This is a genomic window from Streptomyces thermocarboxydus, from assembly GCF_024760485.1.
Taxonomy (GTDB): Bacteria; Actinomycetota; Actinomycetes; order Streptomycetales; family Streptomycetaceae; genus Streptomyces; species Streptomyces cellulosae.
Genome location: NZ_CP058273.1, coordinates 7,220,498 through 7,237,135, shown reverse-complemented (window position 1 = coordinate 7,237,135; position 16,638 = coordinate 7,220,498). Strand labels below are relative to the sequence as shown.

The 16,638-nt window shown below is 68.6% G+C and carries 16 protein-coding genes; 13 read left to right on the top strand and 3 right to left on the bottom strand.

What is annotated here, in order from left to right; genetic code table 11:
* Positions 1-323: 323 nt before the first annotated feature.
* The 3 genes from AY578_RS32990 to AY578_RS32980 form a co-directional block, all read right to left on the bottom strand.
* The gene (locus tag AY578_RS32990; protein ID WP_136239779.1) at positions 324-746 is read right to left on the bottom strand and encodes an Hsp20/alpha crystallin family protein; all 423 of its coding nucleotides are present in this window, start codon (positions 744-746) and stop codon (positions 324-326) included.
* Positions 747-833: 87 nt separating this feature from the next.
* Positions 834-1,196, bottom strand: coding sequence for a hypothetical protein (locus AY578_RS32985; protein WP_240318769.1), 363 nt, complete (start codon positions 1,194-1,196; stop codon positions 834-836).
* A gap of 91 nt (positions 1,197-1,287) precedes the next feature.
* A complete protein-coding gene (locus tag AY578_RS32980; protein ID WP_019525539.1) occupies positions 1,288-1,875 on the bottom strand; it encodes an HdeD family acid-resistance protein in 588 nt (195 codons plus the stop codon).
* 219 nt (positions 1,876-2,094) lie between these two features.
* On the opposite strand from AY578_RS32980, the gene AY578_RS32975 reads away from it, so the two are divergent.
* The 13 genes from AY578_RS32975 to AY578_RS32915 all read left to right on the top strand — a co-directional run bounded on the left by AY578_RS32975 (position 2,095) and on the right by AY578_RS32915 (position 16,606).
* Entirely contained in the window at positions 2,095-2,520 is a 426-nt protein-coding gene (locus tag AY578_RS32975; protein ID WP_026243930.1) for an Hsp20/alpha crystallin family protein, read from the top strand.
* Between the two features lie 41 nt (positions 2,521-2,561).
* Complete coding sequence (locus tag AY578_RS32970) at positions 2,562-2,723, top strand: hypothetical protein (protein WP_019525541.1); 162 nt, start codon at positions 2,562-2,564, stop codon at positions 2,721-2,723.
* A 1,386-nt stretch (positions 2,724-4,109) separates the two neighbouring features.
* On the top strand, positions 4,110-4,451 hold the full coding sequence (locus AY578_RS32965; RefSeq protein WP_019525544.1) for a MerR family transcriptional regulator: 342 nt from the start codon (positions 4,110-4,112) through the stop codon (positions 4,449-4,451).
* Positions 4,452-5,108: 657 nt separating this feature from the next.
* A complete protein-coding gene (locus AY578_RS32960; protein ID WP_136239782.1) occupies positions 5,109-6,452 on the top strand; it encodes a hemolysin family protein in 1,344 nt (447 codons plus the stop codon).
* Positions 6,449-7,468: a hemolysin family protein gene (locus AY578_RS32955; protein ID WP_026243931.1), complete on the top strand. Its 1,020-nt coding sequence runs from the start codon at positions 6,449-6,451 to the stop codon at positions 7,466-7,468. Before AY578_RS32960 ends, AY578_RS32955 begins: the two co-directional genes overlap by 4 nt.
* A gap of 254 nt (positions 7,469-7,722) precedes the next feature.
* Entirely contained in the window at positions 7,723-8,667 is a 945-nt protein-coding gene (locus AY578_RS32950) for an ion transporter (RefSeq protein WP_019525548.1), read from the top strand.
* 1,141 nt (positions 8,668-9,808) lie between these two features.
* Positions 9,809-11,170: an ATP-binding protein gene (locus AY578_RS32945; RefSeq protein WP_019525549.1), complete on the top strand. Its 1,362-nt coding sequence runs from the start codon at positions 9,809-9,811 to the stop codon at positions 11,168-11,170.
* Positions 11,167-11,601, top strand: coding sequence for a roadblock/LC7 domain-containing protein (locus AY578_RS32940; RefSeq protein ID WP_019525550.1), 435 nt, complete (start codon positions 11,167-11,169; stop codon positions 11,599-11,601). The genes AY578_RS32945 and AY578_RS32940 overlap by 4 nt, the downstream gene beginning before the upstream one ends.
* Positions 11,598-11,969: a DUF742 domain-containing protein gene (locus AY578_RS32935; RefSeq protein ID WP_019525551.1), complete on the top strand. Its 372-nt coding sequence runs from the start codon at positions 11,598-11,600 to the stop codon at positions 11,967-11,969. Before AY578_RS32940 ends, AY578_RS32935 begins: the two co-directional genes overlap by 4 nt.
* Positions 11,950-12,546, top strand: coding sequence for a GTP-binding protein (locus AY578_RS32930; protein ID WP_019525552.1), 597 nt, complete (start codon positions 11,950-11,952; stop codon positions 12,544-12,546). Before AY578_RS32935 ends, AY578_RS32930 begins: the two co-directional genes overlap by 20 nt.
* Positions 12,543-13,781 (top strand): cytochrome P450 family protein, encoded by a 1,239-nt coding sequence (locus tag AY578_RS32925; protein ID WP_019525553.1) that lies wholly within the window; start codon positions 12,543-12,545, stop codon positions 13,779-13,781. Before AY578_RS32930 ends, AY578_RS32925 begins: the two co-directional genes overlap by 4 nt.
* 141 nt (positions 13,782-13,922) lie before the next feature.
* Positions 13,923-15,011 carry a geranylgeranyl diphosphate synthase CldA gene (cldA, locus tag AY578_RS32920; protein WP_019525554.1) on the top strand — a complete coding sequence of 363 codons (1,089 nt, stop codon included), beginning with the start codon at positions 13,923-13,925 and terminating at the stop codon, positions 15,009-15,011.
* A gap of 182 nt (positions 15,012-15,193) precedes the next feature.
* On the top strand, positions 15,194-16,606 hold the full coding sequence (locus tag AY578_RS32915) for a prenyltransferase/squalene oxidase repeat-containing protein (RefSeq protein ID WP_052183371.1): 1,413 nt from the start codon (positions 15,194-15,196) through the stop codon (positions 16,604-16,606).
* The last annotated feature ends 32 nt before the right edge of the window (positions 16,607-16,638 follow it).

Below are 16,638 nucleotides of genomic sequence, written 5' to 3'. Positions count from 1 at the left end.
GGCTTGCCACCTGCAGGCGGTTACCGGTCTTGGGCACTGTCGGACGCGGTCGCCTCGGCGGCATCGGCCGTGAGCGCTCCGTCCACCGCGTCGCCCCGGGCCGACACACCCGCCCGGTCAGCAGCAGATCGGCGATCCGCCGTGGCCGCATCCGCGTACCCCGAACGATGTGCCTCTCACAGGCCGGCGGACACACCCGCGAGTGGTAGCAGGCAGGTCATACCGGTGCGTCACGCGTGAGAAGACGGCGGTCGGATCGATGCCGGACGGCTCAGGACCCCGGGCTTCGCCGCCTGGGGTCCTCCAGTGGTGCCTGGTCGCCGTCAGCTGCTGAGTTCCTTGCGGAGCTCGCCGCCGTGGATGGCGATCCTGCGGGGCTTGGCCTGCTCGGCGACCGGGATCCGCAGCCTGAGCACGCCGGCCTCGTAGGAGGCTTCGATCTTCTCGGTGTCGAGGGTCTCGCCCAGAAAGAGCTGTCGGCTGAACGTTCCCGCGGGCCGCTCGGTGACCACCGACTCGGTGTTCTCCCCGTATGTCGGCTTGCGTACGGCCTTCACGGTCAGGACGTTGCGCTCGACATCGAGGTCGATGGACTCCGGGTTCACACCCGGCAGGTCCAGCTCCACGAAGAACGTCTCACCCTCGCGCCAGGCATCCATCGGCATGCCGGCCGGGCGCGCGGCCGTGCCCCAGACCCGTTCGACGAGCCGGTCCAGCTCGCGGAAGGGATCCGTACGCATCAGCATCTTCCATCCCTCCTTGGAGGTCGTTTCCTCACTCCGTTCACCCAAAATCTTATATATCGCGCCGCCAGAAAGTTGACACATGCACACTCACGTTTTTGCGCCCTGTCGAATCCTGGCGGCGTCGGCTTCCGGATCGGCGGTGGACAGGGCCAGGCGCGTGTAGGGGGCTTGGCGGCCGGAGGTCGACACCACAAGCGCCGGGCCCCGCGCGCGCAGGGCGATGAAGTCCCGGCCGCGGGTGTGCTTGATCTCGCCCACGCACCAGCGGCCCGGGCGGAAGCGGTACCCCGGGTCCGGCCGGGGACGTACCGCACGCCACCAGTTCGGCTCCACGCGCACCTCGTCCACGAACCTCAGCGGCAGCCGCACGGTGCGCCGCCGGGCCGCGAGCGCCCACCGCCAGGGGAGGCGCACCGTCAGTTCGCCGTTGTCGATGTGCAGTCGCGTCACGATGCTCACCTGTCTTCCAGCGCAGGGCCGGGTGCACGACGGGCCGGCGGCCTGCGGTGCACCCAGGCCGGGGCGGACAAGGGTCCGGCTGTCAGTGGGCCGTGCGTGTGTCGGACGCCGGCCGCCACCACGACCGGGAGTCGTGACCGGCGTGCGAGCGGTACTCACGCCACGCCGCGGCCAGCCAAATGCCGCCCGCGACCAGCGCATACAGGCCCAGGACCACGGCTATGGCGACCGCACCGGCATCGGGACGCAGCCACAGCAGCACACCCGCCACCACCGACACGGCGGCTGAGATACGCCACAGCCACGCATGCTGCAGCTCATGCCGCATCCGGGTGGCCGCCCACAGCTCCAGGCATCCTGTGACGATCGCCCAGGCGCCCGCCATGACCACCAGCGCCAGCGCCGTCAGTCCTGGCCACAGAGCCGTTACCGCGGCGGCCACCACACTCAGCACACCGGCGCCCGCACAGGCGACAGCGGGCCACCGCTCGCGCCGGTTGCGCCACGCCGTCGTCAGGAGCATGGCGCCATCGACCAGCGCGTACGTGCCGAACACCAGAGCCAGGGCCAGCACCGTCACTTGCGGCCAGATAAGCGTCACCACCCCGAAGGCGACCGCAGCCGCACCACGGGCCCCCAGCAGCCAGACAGTTCTCCTGCTCTGCGTCACCAACAGCCCTCCTTCCGCTGTCCGCGCCGACCGGCCGGCCACGCAGAACCCGGCCACGTCGGCGCAACCGAACGCTTACTGCACGTGTACAAAATTGAGTCGAGCACTGTCAACTTCACCAAGCGTCTACTTGTCAAGGAACCTGCGGTCAGCTATATAGATGAGCGCGAATCCCGGTAACCCACGGGCAGCAGCCAGCAAGTGAAGGGAGAAGAAGGAATGCTTGCGCGTAGCGGCGCTCTGGGGGATATCGACCGCCTCGTGCACCAGGTGGCGCGCGCCGCCGCCGGACCGGCCACGGCCGCCATCGCGGTGGACGCCTGGCGGGATGACGAAGCGCTCTACCTGCAGTTCGACCTGCCGGGCATGGACCGCTCCAGCATCGAACTGACCACCGAACGCGGCGCGCTCACCCTCAGTGCCGAACGCCCCTCGCCCATCCCGGCCGGCGCCCGGGCCGTGCTCACCGAACGTCCCACGGGACGCTTCACCCGGCGCCTGACCCTCTCCGACGCCCTGGACACCACAGCCGCTCACGCGACCTACGACAACGGCGTCCTCACCCTGCGCATCCCGCTGGCCGCACACGCCAAGCCCCGCAAGATCGCCATTTCCGGCGGCACGCCCAAGCAGCTCACCGCCTGAAACGAGCCATCCATCCCGCCTGCACTGAAGGAGGTTGAACCATGGACGCCCTGCTGTGGCTGCTCATACCGATGACCGCCGGCCTTGCCGCCAGCATCTGGGCCTGGGGCGTCGAACGCCGCAACCCCAGCCCGCCCGACCATGACACCTTCGAAGACCTCGACCACTACCAGCGGATGCGGACCGTCCTCGGCAACCACTGAACCCGCTAATCAGCCTTTGCGAGCTTTGAGGCGACTGCATCCGGTGATGGTCTCGGGTCGCCTCCGCCCATGTCGTCACCAGCAGCGGAGGGTCGGCCCTTCGAGACAGCCGGCCTTCCTGCTCCTGGTGTTGACGGAGTCGGTACACGGGCGGGGCAGCGCAGGGGCGGGCGGAGGTCCCGAAACCCCACCAGACCCTCGCGGGGGCCACCCGAGACGGGCACGGTCGGATTCTCCCAGGGACGGCGCAGATCGGCGGCGGGCTTTCGGCCGAGCTCAGCTGGGCGTGGACGGCGGTCACAAGCCAGGGCCACCGGTCCGCCGCCTCAGGGCTCCGTAGCTCCTTGCCGACGGCGGCCGCAGCCTGGCCCACCTCGCCCGCCCCTCCGGCGACTTCCCCGCCGCGTACGGCCACCACCCATACCCCTCGGCCGGGCCGACCGCCAGCACCGCGTCGACGCCTTCCACCACGCCGTCTTCCGTGAGCAGGACGAGGTCCGTGCCGGTCATCGACCGCCTGCGCGAACTCGGCCGAGCCGGCGACACCTCGTCCAGACCCGCCGGGGCCACGTCGGCACCGGTGGGTGATCCGGCTTCGGGCTCAGGGCGTCAGGTCGAGGACGCGGACCGGCTCGCCGACCCACCGGTCGGGAGCGGTGGTGGCGACCGTAACCGCATCCCTCGCCACGGGGGGGGATCTGGCACCTGCCGCTTGAAGCCAGCCGGGACGACATGCAGACCGTGCTCGGCTTCATAGCGCCGACCCCCGCAACGTGAGTGTCGTCAACGCCTCCCGCATCGACAACGTCCTCGCCCGCCGATCCGGAGACCCTGCCGTCTGCGTCTCCGGGTCTCTCATGCGCTACCGCCCCTCCCCGGATTCGTTGTGCCTTCAGGTTCAGGGTGTGCCCGCCGAGCCGAGTTTCACCTCGGGACAGCACTCTTCCGGGAGTGTCTGTGGAAGAAAATCAGGTACAACCCACAGAGAAAATCTGTCGTGACGAAAGTAGACATTGGCTCGCCGTAGAGTTGTCGTCTTTGCCGTACCCAGGAAGTCGAAGTGGGCACGGCAGACGCAAACTGCGATGCCAGCAGCTCAAGCAGGACACGGCCCAAGTAGGTCGTGAGCAGTACCCGCGGTATCCAGCAGTGCAACCGAGTAACCGAAGGCAAGGAGCGAGACACCATCAGGATCCCGGGCGATGAAGCAGCCCGCCCGGGTACCGCAGGCCCCGGATTCGAAGGTGGTTCACGGTCACGCATCCGCGATCCCCGCAGCCCCGCCCTCCCGGGCGGATCCTGCGAACATTCAAGGCCGGCGCAAGTCCGCCGGTAGGTGGTGTTGAGAGCTCGGGGCCCGGGCGCAACCCCCGGAAGAAGAGGTCTATGCCGCCTGGCAGTTCCCGCGCCGTCACCCCTCTCGATGACGACGACTACCCCGCCTACACCATGGGCCGGGCCGCCGAAATGCTCGGCACTACCCCCGCCTTCCTCCGCGCCCTGGGCGAACACCGTTTGACCACCCCACTGCGCTCGCAAAGCGGCCACCGCCGCTACTCCCGCTACCAGCTGCGCATCGCCGCCCGTGCCCGCGAACTCGTCGACCAGGGCACCCCCATGGAGGCCGCCTGCCGCATCGTCATCCTCGAAGACCAACTCGAAGAAGCCATGCGCATCAACGAAGAACTGCGTGCACAAGACCGCGAGCAGCCAAAGACCTCAGCCTGACCAGCACCACCGACCGCCGACGGGGCACTGAGCCCTTTGCGTTCGTCGGCGGCCTCCCGGCACTGGGCCCATCCTGAGAGTTCTCCCGGACTCCGCAATCGGGTGAGTAAGAGGCCGTTCTCTTTCCGAACCTCACGTGTGATTTCTGCTGGTCAGGCATGAGACCGCGGTTGTCGCGGGAGTCTCGCTCCGCTGCTGGCCGAGATGTCGTGGGGGGGGCGGGTGCCGTCGATGCGAGCGGTTCTGGAAACGCGGCGGAAGGCAGCGGAGGTGCGGGTGGAGGAACTCGAAGCCGAACTGGCGCGGATTCAGGCGGCTCCGGCGCCGCTCTCACCGCCCTGCGTGCCGAGGGCAGCCACCTGGCCGCGGTGACCGGCGGGAAGGGCGCCGTCCTCGGCTTCGTGACCACGGAGGACGTGCTGTCCGAACTGGTCGGCCTGGCCCGTCCCACTGCCTGACCGCCGACGCCACCCGTCTGGTTTGCGCGGAAACAATAAGAAACGCATACTCCGTCACCATCGTTTGCCTCCCGCACATCGACTCAAGGAGCAGGCCCGTGTCCGCCACACCGACGGACTCCCCGGGGCGCAGTCCCCGGCCATCCCCTCGGATTTCAAGTGATTGTCTCGATCGTGGTACGCGGCGGGGTGGTGTTCGATGAGTTACGCGAATGCCGTACTCGGCGTGCTGGCCGTCTTCGTCCTCACCGCAGGTACTGGCTACTTCGTGGCCCAGGAGTTCGCGTACGTCTCCGCCGACCGGCTCGCCCTCACCCGCGAAGCCGAGGCCGGGGACAAGAAGGCGGCCCGCGCCCTGAAGGTGCTGGAGCGGCTGTCGTTCATGCTGTCCGGCGCCCAGCTGGGCATCACCGTGACCGGCCTGGTCGTCGGTTTCATTGCCGAGCCATCCGTGTCCGCGCTGACAAGACCCGTTCTGACCTGCATCGGCATTCCCGAGGGCGCCGTCTCCGGTGTCTCTGTCGTGCTCGCCTTCGTACTGGCCACCATCGTGCAGATGGTGCTGGGCGAACTGGCGCCGAAGAACCTCGCGATTGCTGTGCCGGAGCGGCTGGCGAAGTCCCTGGCCGCCTCCACGCTGGCCTATCTGAAGGTCGTCGGCCCGGCGGTGCGTGTCTTCGACGGCGCGGCGAACCGGCTGCTACGCAAGGTCGGCATCGAGCCCGTCGAGGAACTGCACCACGGCGCCACCCTGGAGGAACTCGGCCATCTGGTCGGCGAGTCCCACGAGCAGGGCGAGCTGCCCAAGGACACCGCCGACCTGATCGACCACGCCCTGGAGTTCTCTGAGCGGACCCTCGGTGAGGTGATGGTGCCGCGCGTGGACGCCGTCTTCGTCCGCAAGGACGCCACGGCAACCGAAGCGGTCGGGCTGATCGGCAAGCACGGCCACTCCACCTACCCCGTGCTGGGCGATCACCCGGACGATGTCGCCGGCGTCCTGGGCGTGCGCGAGCTGATGCGGCTGCCCGCCGACCACCTCGCCACCGCCACCGCGGGCGCGCTCGCCCGCAGGCCGCTTTTGCTGCCGGACACGCTGCCGCTGCCGGACGCCGTGAGGCGGATGCGCGAGCTGGACGACGAGTTCGCCGTGGTCCTGGACGAACACGGCGGGGTGGCGGGCATCGTCACCTATGAGGACATCGCCGAGGAACTCGTCGGTGACATCGCCGACGAGAGCGACACCGTCACCGACCTGGCCGTCCCCGACGGCACGGGCTGGCTGGTGGACGCCGGACGCCGCCTCGACGAGATCGCCGACGCCACCGGCATCGACCTTCCCCAGGAGGAGGACTACGACACCGTGGCCGGCCTGGTCATCGACCGTCTCGGCCGCTTCCCGGCCATCGGCGACCGGCTGACCGTCAGCCTGCCCGACGGCGGCCGTGCGGTGATCGACGTAACCGCGCTCGATCGGCACGTACCGGAGCGGGTCCACCTCGAACGACTGCCTGCGCGTGAGCGCGAGGAGGAGCAGGCATGAGTTTCCCGATGGCGCTCTTCGCCACCGTCCTGCTGCTGATCGGCAGCGCCTTCTTCGTCGCCGCGGAGTTCGCCCTGGTTGCCGCCAAGCGGCACCGGATGGAGAAGGCCGCAGCCGCCGGTCAGCGCGGCGCCAAGGCGGCGCTGGCCGGGATGCGCGAGCTGTCGCTGATGCTGGCCGGAGCCCAGCTCGGCATCACCGTGTGCACGCTGGGCCTGGGCTCGGTCTCCAAGCCCGCGATCTCCCACGAACTCGACCCGCTGCTGCACGCCCTGGGCCTGCCCAGCGCGCTCAGCTACGGCGTGGCGTTCGCCGTCGCGATGATCGTCGTGGTGTTCCTGCACATGGTGGTCGGCGAGATGGCACCCAAGTCCTGGGCCATCGCCCACCCCGAACGCTCCGCGATGCTCCTCTCCCCGCTCTTCCGGGCCGCGGTGAAGTCGGTACGGCCGCTGATCGGGGTGCTGAACCGGGTCAGCAACGCCCTGGTCCGGCTGTGCCGGGTCAGCCCGCGCGACGAGCTGACCTCGGTTCACAACCGCGAACAACTGACCCACCTGGTCGAGGAGTCGCAGCGGCTCGGCCTGATCAGCGCATCTGACTCCGAGCTGATCACCCGCTCACTGACCGAGCCCCAGACCCCGGTGAGCGACCTCATGGTCCCGGCCGCCGAGATCACCTCGGTCGACGGCGACACAGGCATCGACGACATCCTGCGCACCGCCGCCCACCACGACCGCACCCGGCTACTGGTCCGCGACGGCAGCACGGTCCTCGGCTCCCTCCACGCCCGCGACGCGCTGGTCGCCCGCGCTCGGGGCCGTACCGTCAGCGCCCGCGCCCTGGCCCGCCCCGTGCCCGAGCTGACCGCGGACGCCACCGTGGCGGACGCCATCGACCTGCTCCGCCGACACCGCGCCTCACTCGCACTCGTCCGCGACGACACCGGCCGCCTCACCGGCCTGGTCAGCCTGGACGACCTGCTCGCCCGCTACCTCCAGCCCCAGACGGCCTGACCTCCCGGGCGAAGAACGCTGCGAGGGGGCCGGCAGTATGCCCGCCCCCTCGCAGCGTCTGCCAGGCGGTGACGGATCAGGCATCGGGTGCTCGGGGGTGTGAGCGGCGGAGTCCCGCGCCGAGCCGCCCCCTGCGCGCCGCGGGCATCTACAGTGCTGTAGAAGTCTCTCCTGGAGCGTAATCGCTCAACAGGCCCGTCTTCCGCCCGGTTGGCCGGGAATGCCGTGCTGCGCGAAGGAACAGGTACAGCCAGATGACCGACCACCACGACCCTACGGCCAAGGTGTGGCGGCCCTCCCGCCGGAGGCTGGCGGCACGTGCCCGCGCCCTCACGCAGGCGCGATGGTTCGCCCTCACCGTGCTCTGCCTGATCCTCGCCAACGCGGCACTGCTGGGAGCGGAGACCTACAGCGGAGTCGCCGAGGGCTGGTACAAGTGGTTACGCCTCGCCGAACACCTCTGCCTGGCCGCTTTCACGGTCGAGATACTCTTGCGAGCCTGCGCGCACGCCGACCGCCCCCGAGACTTCTTCCGCGACCCGTGGAACCTGTTCGACCTGGCCGTCGTGGTCTCGGCATTCCTGCCCGTCGTCCGCGAGAACGGCACCGTTCTGCGGCTGCTGCGCCTGGCGCGCGTCCTGCGCACCGCGCGCTTCCTGCCCCAACTGCGCACCTTCATGATCGCGGTCGGCCGCAGCCTCCCCGGCACCTTCAGCTTCCTGATCGTCGGCGCTCTGCTGCTGTACGTCTACGCGATGGTCGGCTGGGTCTTCTTCGCCGACCACGACCCCGGGCACTTCGGCTCCCTCGGCCGCGCCGTGCTCACCCTCTTCCTCCTCATGACCCTCGACGGACTCGGCGACGCTGTCCACGCCGGCCTGGAAATCTCCCGCTGGAGCATCCTCTACTACGCCTCCTACGTCCTGCTCGCTTCCTTCGTCCTCGTCAACGTCCTCATCGGCGTCGTCATCAGCTCCCTGGACGAGGCCCGCGAACTGGAGCGAGTGCAGGACGAGACGCGCACGCCGGCCGAGCCGCCCCCTGCCACGACGTTGGACGAGGCCGAACGTGAACTGCGCGAGCGCATCACAACCGCGCGGCAAGCCCTCGACGACCTTGAAGCGAGCCTGCAGCGCTTGCCTGCACGCCAACCTCGCGAAGCGGAAGGGACTGTGCCATCGCCCTCCGGGTACATCTGATGGCTACCGGACTCTGCGCAGAACAGCAGCAATGGTCGCTGGTTGCGTGCCGATGACGGGTCCTGGACCGGCTCCGGCTCAGCACCGGACTCGGAGACCTGGTCCGCCGCCACCCGGCCGAACACCCGCCGTGGAAGAGCCCCCGGCCGCGGCGCGTCCTCTGCCCGACGACGCCCCGGCCGGGACCGTGCTGCACGTCGTCGGCGTTCACCTCCACCTGGAGCGCGGCGGCAAGGTCCTGCTGCGGCTGCGGCACCCGGACTCGGCGTACGCGGGCGGATGGTGGCACGCCCTCGCCGGACACCTGGAGGCGGAGGCGGCGGCCGCCGGTCTCGCCCGCGACGCGTTCGAGAAGGCCGGGCTGGTCATCGATCCGGCCGACCTTGAGCTCGTCCACACGGTGCACACGGTGGACCGGCCCGGGGCCCCGCCGAGAATCCAGCTCTTCTTCCGCCCCCCGCCACTGGTAAGGCACCCCCCGAGGAACACGAACCCGACCGGTGCCCCGCCTGAAGGACCTGCCGGAGCCGGTCGTCCCCCCACACCCGTGTCGCGATCGAGGGCAGCCGGGCCAGCCGCTCCTACAGCGAGCTGGGATGGGAGCGCTGAGCAGCCTCGCGGCGGTCGGCGCCGCCTACGCCGTCCCTTACACGCGGCGCGCGGGGCCGCCTGCTGCAGGGCGTCTGGCCCGCTGCCTGACCGTCATGCCCGTTGCGCCCGTGCCCTGCTGTCACCGCGTCAGTGTCGGAGAGCTTCTGCGGGTCTTCAACGGCGATGTCCGTCGACAGTTGCGCGCCCTGCTCAGGGCAGCGTTGTGGACGCTGCGTGAACACGGCACCAGCTGATCATTATATGAGTACTATTTCGCATCAGCTGACCTTTGCCGTCCGGAGCGTAATGTCCTCCATCCCGTTAATCCCATTTCACCTGGTGTGTCCGCTTACCGTCCTTCGGTGCGAGCTCGCCACGAACAGGTGTCTTGAGGGCATGGTGCTTGGGGAAGCTGGCCGCCTCACACGACGGCCGGACGGACGTGCCTTTACCTTGCCCGCAGCGCCAAGTCTGCCTGTCGAGCCTGGACATCTCTTCGTTGTTCGATGTCGTCAGGCAGTTGGCTCCTACTCTCCAAGGACTCCTGTCCGTGACCTCGAATCCCGAAGCCGCTGTTGCGGTGTTGGGCGCGACAACCGTCGTGGGCGCCGTGGCCGTGGCGGCTCTGGCCAGATCCCGCGCGGTCCTGTCACATCGCTATGCGGCACTGAGCCGGCAAAACGACGAGCAGAACCAGGCATTGGCGGCCCTCCAGGCCCGTGAGAAGGCGCAGTTAGAGGAACTGCGTCACCTTGTGAACAGCCGACTTCCGGCTGCGGCTCTCCACCTGATCAGTGATCACCATCCCGTTCCTGGCGCTCTGCTGAACGACGGCAGCGATTACGCGGCCCAGATTCAGGCCGTACACGACTTGTTCGTGGAGACATTGGTCAGTGAACGAGGCCGTATCGACTCCGCTGCTCGGGCTGCGCTCCGTGGAGCCTGCACAGCCATTCAGGCGCAGAGCTTCCGGCTGCAGACGCTCATCGACGAGCTGCAGCGCGACTGCCGTGACCCGGAGGTCCTCAAGGAGTACTTCCGCATCGACCAGCTCAACGAGCAGGTTCTCCGTCTCGTGCAGAAGGCGGCCATCGTGAGTGGTTCGTGGCCTGGGTTGGTCCGGCCGGACACCCACCTCCCGGACGTCGTCGCGGGGGCCACGTCGCGTCTGCATGGATTCGAGCGGATCCAGGTCCACACGAAACTGCCGTCCGGCGGAGTGGGCATTGTCGGGCGGGCCGCCGAACCGGTGGCGGTGGCCTGTGCCGAGCTGATGGCGAACGCCCTGGAGTCCTCGCGTGGCGATCTGGCGGTCGAGGTCACCCTGCTGCAGACGGACAACGGCAGTGTGTGCATCCAGATCGACGATGCGGGCAAAGGCATGACACGCGAGGCAGTCGCGCGCGGTGCGCGGCTGGTGTCGGGCGAGAATGCCGCCAACCTGCTGATCACTGAGCTGGGCGACCCACCGGCTCTGGGTTTTGCGGCCATCGGACAGCTGGTCGCCGACCACGGCTTCCACGTGTCGGTGGACCAGGTCTCGCCCTATGGCGGGGTTCGTGCCGTACTGGCCATTCCGAAGCACCTGCTGACCACGATCGATGAGACGGCGGAGCCGCCGTCGGCGATGGCGGCCATGCCGGTCCCCGCCCCCCGCACGCCGGTTCCTCCCGTCGCCGCAGTACCGGCAGAGCCCGCGGAGGGATTGCGTGATGTCAGTGCGCCGTCTCCGAGAGACGCCAGTGCGCTGCCCCAGCGTCGCCGCCGGAGCGGGTCCTCACGTAGCCGCTCATTGACCCGTGCGGCTCGACCGGTGGACCCGGAGGAGGCCGGTACCGCGTGGGGTGACTTCGAGCAGGCAGTTGCCGCCGGACGTGACGACACCGATTCCGAGAACAAGGACAAGTCTTGAGCCAGTCAACTCTCAGCCAGCAGATCCCTGACCCGTCCTGGGTCCTGGAACCGATCACCGAGATCGGCGTGCGGCATGCGCTGATTCTTTCCGCCGACGGCATTGTGGTGGGGGCCTCGGGCAGCCTCGGCCGGGACGAGTCCGAAGGCATGGCAGCGATGGTGTCAGCTCTGCACGGTGCCGCACGGGCGGCGGCCGTTGTATCGCTCGAAGCCCCGGAGGAAACCCCGATCTCCACCGTCACAGTCCAGCTCGACGGCTGCGGAACACTCATGGTCATGCCCGCCGGCGGAGCCAACGCGTTCATCGCCGCTTCCTTCGGCACCGAGGTGCCGATGAACATCGTCGCGCACACCCTGGCACGTCAGGCGAAGAACCTCGGTGAGGCGCTGATGTCGGTACCGACGCGCTCTCAGGGCCCGGCATCATGAGCCCGGGCCCGGCGCGACGACTGGTCCCCAGCTACCTGGCGACCGGAGGCGTCAGCGCACCCGAACACAGCGCGCTCGAGGAACTGACCGCGTTAACGGGCACCGGCCGGTCCGCGCTGCCTCATCACACGCCCGCTCATCAGCGGCTTCTCGACCTGGTCAGTGACGGCGGACTGACGGTGATGGAGATCGCGGGCTATCTGCGTCTTCCGGTCGGCGTGGTGAAGATGCTCGCCGCACAGCTGGTGTCGGACGGCCACCTGCGCGCTGCCGCACCGCTTCCTGACGCCCTTGCTCCCCGCACGAATGCCGGACGGCCCAGCAGGGCCCTCCTCGAGGAGGTTATGCATGGGCTCCTCGCCCTCTAGCACACCGGTCTACCTGCCGAATACCAACCAGCAACGGGTGAAGATCCTGGTGGCCGGGCCCTTCGGTATCGGCAAGACCACAATGATCCAGACGCTCTCGGAGATTCCGAGCCTCCACACCGAGGAGGTGATGACGGACGCGGCAGCCGACATCGACGAGCTCTCGGTGACGGACAAGAAAACCACCACGGTGGCCATCGACTTCGGCCGTCTCACCATCTCCCAAGGGCGCATCGTCCTGTACTTGTTCGGCACGCCCGGCCAGCGGCGCTTCAAGCCCCTCTGGAGCGACTACGCCCGTGGCGCCCTGGGCGCGCTGGTCATCGTCGACACCCGGAGGCTGGCCGACTCCTTCGAGGTCATGGACCTCATAGAAGAGAGCGGCCTGGACTACGCCGTCGCCGTGAACCAGTTCCCCGACTCCCCCGCCTACGACGCGGAGACGCTCCGCCTCAAGCTCGACATAGAGGATCACACGCCCTTGGTCATATGCGACGCACGCGACTGGGACTCAAGCCTCAACGCACTGCGGGCGCTGGCCGCCCATCTCGTATCGCGTTCCGGAGGCAGCCGGTGACCGCCGCCCCCGAGGCCGTTCCGCTGTACGGACCGGAACACGCTGCCGACCCCCAGCGCAGCTACGAACTACTGCGAGCGCAGGGCCCGGTGGGCCGTGCCGAGATTGATCCCGGACTCGTTGTATGGGTGATCACCGACTACCGGGCCGCCCTCGACCTGCTCCAGGACTCCGACAACTGGACCAAGGACATCCGCGGCTGGGACACGAATGTGCCGGCGAACAGCCCGGTCAAGGAGCCCCTGCAGTGGCGTCCCAGTCTGTTCTTCGCAGACGGCGAGGAGCACGCACATCTGCGGAAGGTCATCACCGACAGTTTCGCCCTGCTCGACCCCCAGCACCTGCGCGAGGTGACCCGGCGCCACGCCGACACCCTCCTCGACGAATTCGCCCACACCGGACGGGCCGACCTGGTCGCCCAGTACGCCCGCAGGCTGCCGCTCATGGTCCTGAACACCCTGTTCGGCATGCCGGACGAGGGCGCGGACCACCTCATGTCGGCAATCGAGGCGCTGATGAGCACCGTCCCTCAAGCAAAGGAGGCAGGAGAGCAGGCCCTCACGGCCTACCTGGGTGGCCTCTTCGCCATGAAGAGTGCCCGGCGCGGCCGCGACCTCACCTCCTACTTCATCGACCACCCGCACGGACTCAGCCCGGAGGAGGTGATCAACCAAGTACTCATCACTCAGGGCGCCGCATACGGCACGCTGGCCGGCCTGATCGCCAACACCCTCGCGCGAACCCTCTCCGACCAGCGGTACCGGGGCACCCTCACCACCGGGAGTCTGCCCATCCGGCACGCCATCGACGAGGTACTCTGGGAAGACCCTCCCCTGGCCATGTACAGCCTCCACCGAGCCCGGCGCCCCCTCACCTTCCACGGACGCGCCATCGAGACAGGAGACCCTGTCATGGTCTCCTACGCTGCGGTCAACACCTGCCCCCACGCCAATCAGGTGCCCGACGAACAGCGCTCCGACCACAAGGCGCACCTGGCCTTCGCTGCCGGACCACACGCGTGCCCCGCGGAGAACATCGTGCTTGTGGTCGCGGTCGCGGCCATCGAGCGGTTGATGGGCAGACTGCCGGACATCGAACTCACCGTGTCGGCCGCCACACTGACCTACCAGCCGGGCCCCATCTACCGCGTGCTCACCGCACTCCCCTGCCGTTTCACTCCGCAGGCACCGGATTCCCGGAGGACAACGACGGGTAGCGTCTTCGTGTCCGCCTGATCCGCATCACCAACACCAACACCAACAGCTGGCCCAACGACCGCCCCCGGGATGTACACCCCGGGGGCCGCGTTCTGCCTGCCCGCAAGGAAAAGGGCGACTCTGCATGGAGTTCACACTTCACGGAAGGTACGCCAATCGATGCCCGGGACTGTACGGAGCACCACCGATATCCCGACGCCTATTTCCGTTCGTGACGAGGTAGACGCGGTCCTTGCCGACTTCGTCGACGAGCAGGAGCAGTCAGCGCTCGGGCCGGAAACCGCACCCCTTTTCACCACCGTCCGCCGGCTGCTGTTCTCCCACGGCAAGCGGCTGCGCCCGTTGCTGTGTGTGGCGGGATGGCAGGCCGGAGGAGCACCCGGAGATTCCCGCACCGTCCTCCGCGTCGCCGCCGCTCTGGAGCTGGTCCAGACGTTCGCCCTGATCCACGACGACGTCATGGACGACAGCGACTTCCGTCGTGGACACCCATCGGCCCACCGCGCGCTGTCCGCCGTGTACGTGACAGCCGGTGGGCAATGCGGCAGGGCCGAGGCACACGGCCGGAGTGCCGCCATTCTCCTCGGTGACCTCCTGCTCGTGTGGTCGGACATGATGCTGGCCGACGCGGGACTGGAAGCCCGTGCGCGAAGCCGAGTCCTGCCACTGGTGGACAGCATGCGCACCGAGCTGGTCTACGGGCAGTATCTTGACCTGCTGTCCACTGGCCGGATCTCCGGAGACGTCAGTGCCGCGCTGCGGGTCGCCCGGTACAAGACGGCGAAGTACACCGTGGAGCGGCCCCTGCACCTGGGGATCTCTGTCGCAGACGGCGGTCCGCAACTACTGCAGTTGTGCACCGACTTTGCCATTCCCTTGGGAGAAGCGTTTCAGCTGCGCGACGACCTGCTTGGTCTCTTCGGTGATCCGGCACAGACCGGCAAGCCGGTCGGAGACGACTTCCGCGAGGGCAAGGCCACCGTGCTCCTCGCTCTCGCGTTCCGGGACGCCCCCAGGGCCGACCGGCGACTGCTCCAAGCCCTCTTCGGCAGACCGGACCTGAAGGCTGAGGACATCGACCAGGTCCGCACCATCCTGGAGACGACCGGCGCCCGGCACCGAGTCGAAAAGATGATCGCATCCCGGCGTGACACCGCTCTCGCCACTCTCGAAACAGCTGACCTGCCGCAGAACGTCACCGAAACGCTGAGCCAGCTCGTATGGATGGCTACGGAAAGGAACACATGAACTCCATACACCGCCGAACAACACGAACTCGGGCCGACCGCACCAGCACCTACGGGGAAAAGGCCCAAGAGTTAGTGGCGTCGGTCAGCAATGATGCTTGGGGCGATGTCCGTCCCTCGATATACGAAACTGCCCGGGTCACTTCCTGGGCACCATGGCTGGAGGGACACGAACGGCGTCTGGTGTGGCTGCTGGAACAGCAGTCACCCGCGGGCAGCTGGGGAGAGGGTCCCGCAGCCTACCGGCTGCTACCGACACTCGCCGTCACAGAAGCCCTCCTGTCGACGCTGCGCAATGGCACGGCAGCAGCCGTCTCACCCCAGCGGCTCGCCGCAGCCGCCGACACCGGGCTCACCGCGCTGCGTGACCTGTGCAGCACGGGTGGATGGCCGGACACCGCGGCCATCGAAATCCTCGTCCCCGACCTGGTCCTCCTGATAAACGAGCACCTGAACCAGTCCGAGGTCGCTGCCCAGCACCGGCTCGGCCCGTGGGCGCGCGGACAGCGACTGCCGCAGCCATGCGGATTCCAGGCGGCGCTGCCTGAGCGCATCGCCGAGCGGTGCCGGGCAGCCGGCGGTGTGCCGCTCAAGCTGCACCACACCTTCGAAGGCATCGCCCGCCATCTGCGACGGATGGTGCCCTCCGTCCCGGGCGGACTGCTGGGAAGTTCCCCCGCCGCCACCGCCGCCTGGCTTGCCACCGGAACCGACTCCGGCCGGGAACAAGCGGTCACCGCACTGACCGCCGTGGCGGACCGCTATGACGGTCTCTTCCCGGAGGCTTCTCCGATCTCCGTCTTCGAACGGCTCTGGGTCGCCACCGCCCTGGCCCGTCCCGGGCTACCCACCGTCTGTGTGCCTTCGATCCGCACCTGGGCGGCGGAGATCTACGACGCCACCGGGGTACGCGGTGCGCCGGGCCTGCTGCCCGACGCCGACGACACCGCCATGGCAGTGCTGGTTTCCGCCCTCGCCGGCGTGCCCCGTGACCCCGCCCCGCTCGCCGCCTTCGAGGCCGGCGACCACTACGACTGCTACGTAGGCGAAGACACCGGCTCCAGTACAGCCAACGCCCACGTCCTCCAGGCACTCACCGCCTGGCTGAGCCACCGGCCCACGACAGGTGACGCGCTCCAGACCCGTAGGGACGGCACCCGGGACTGGATCCTCGCCCGGCAGCAACCCGACGGCGCCTGGCACGACAAGTGGCATACCTCCCCCTACTACGCCACCGAGCGGTGTGTCACCGCGCTCTCCGGACACACCGGACCGACCACCCGCGAGGCCGTCCGCTCGGCTGCCGACTGGGTCCTGGCCACCCAGCGTGAGGACGGCTCCTGGGGAGTTTGGGACAGCACCGCCGAGGAGACCGCCTACGCCGTGTGCATCCTCCTCAAGTCCACGGACCACGCGGCAAGGCCCGATGCCACCGCAGCGCTGAGGCGGGCCGAGCACATCCTGCGCGATGCCTCCAGCTCGTCCGGCCACCACCACCCTGCCCTCTGGCACGACAAGACCCTCTACGCCCCCCAGGCCATGGCCCAAGCCGAAGTGACCGCCACGCTCGAGCTACTGCTGACACGCCAGCTCTGAAACACCCCGACTCACCTTCAGCACGGATCCAC

Coding starts and splice junctions, on each gene's coding strand:
- AY578_RS32990 (WP_136239779.1), bottom strand. CDS start 746: ATGCTGATGCGTACGGATCCCTTCCGCGAGCTGGACCGGCTCGTCGAA.
- AY578_RS32975 (WP_026243930.1), top strand. CDS start 2,095: ATGCTTGCGCGTAGCGGCGCTCTGGGGGATATCGACCGCCTCGTGCAC.
- AY578_RS32970 (WP_019525541.1), top strand. CDS start 2,562: ATGGACGCCCTGCTGTGGCTGCTCATACCGATGACCGCCGGCCTTGCC.
- AY578_RS32965 (WP_019525544.1), top strand. CDS start 4,110: ATGCCGCCTGGCAGTTCCCGCGCCGTCACCCCTCTCGATGACGACGAC.
- AY578_RS32960 (WP_136239782.1), top strand. CDS start 5,109: ATGAGTTACGCGAATGCCGTACTCGGCGTGCTGGCCGTCTTCGTCCTC.
- AY578_RS32955 (WP_026243931.1), top strand. CDS start 6,449: ATGAGTTTCCCGATGGCGCTCTTCGCCACCGTCCTGCTGCTGATCGGC.
- AY578_RS32950 (WP_019525548.1), top strand. CDS start 7,723: ATGACCGACCACCACGACCCTACGGCCAAGGTGTGGCGGCCCTCCCGC.
- AY578_RS32935 (WP_019525551.1), top strand. CDS start 11,598: ATGAGCCCGGGCCCGGCGCGACGACTGGTCCCCAGCTACCTGGCGACC.
- AY578_RS32930 (WP_019525552.1), top strand. CDS start 11,950: ATGGGCTCCTCGCCCTCTAGCACACCGGTCTACCTGCCGAATACCAAC.
- cldA (WP_019525554.1), top strand. CDS start 13,923: ATGCCCGGGACTGTACGGAGCACCACCGATATCCCGACGCCTATTTCC.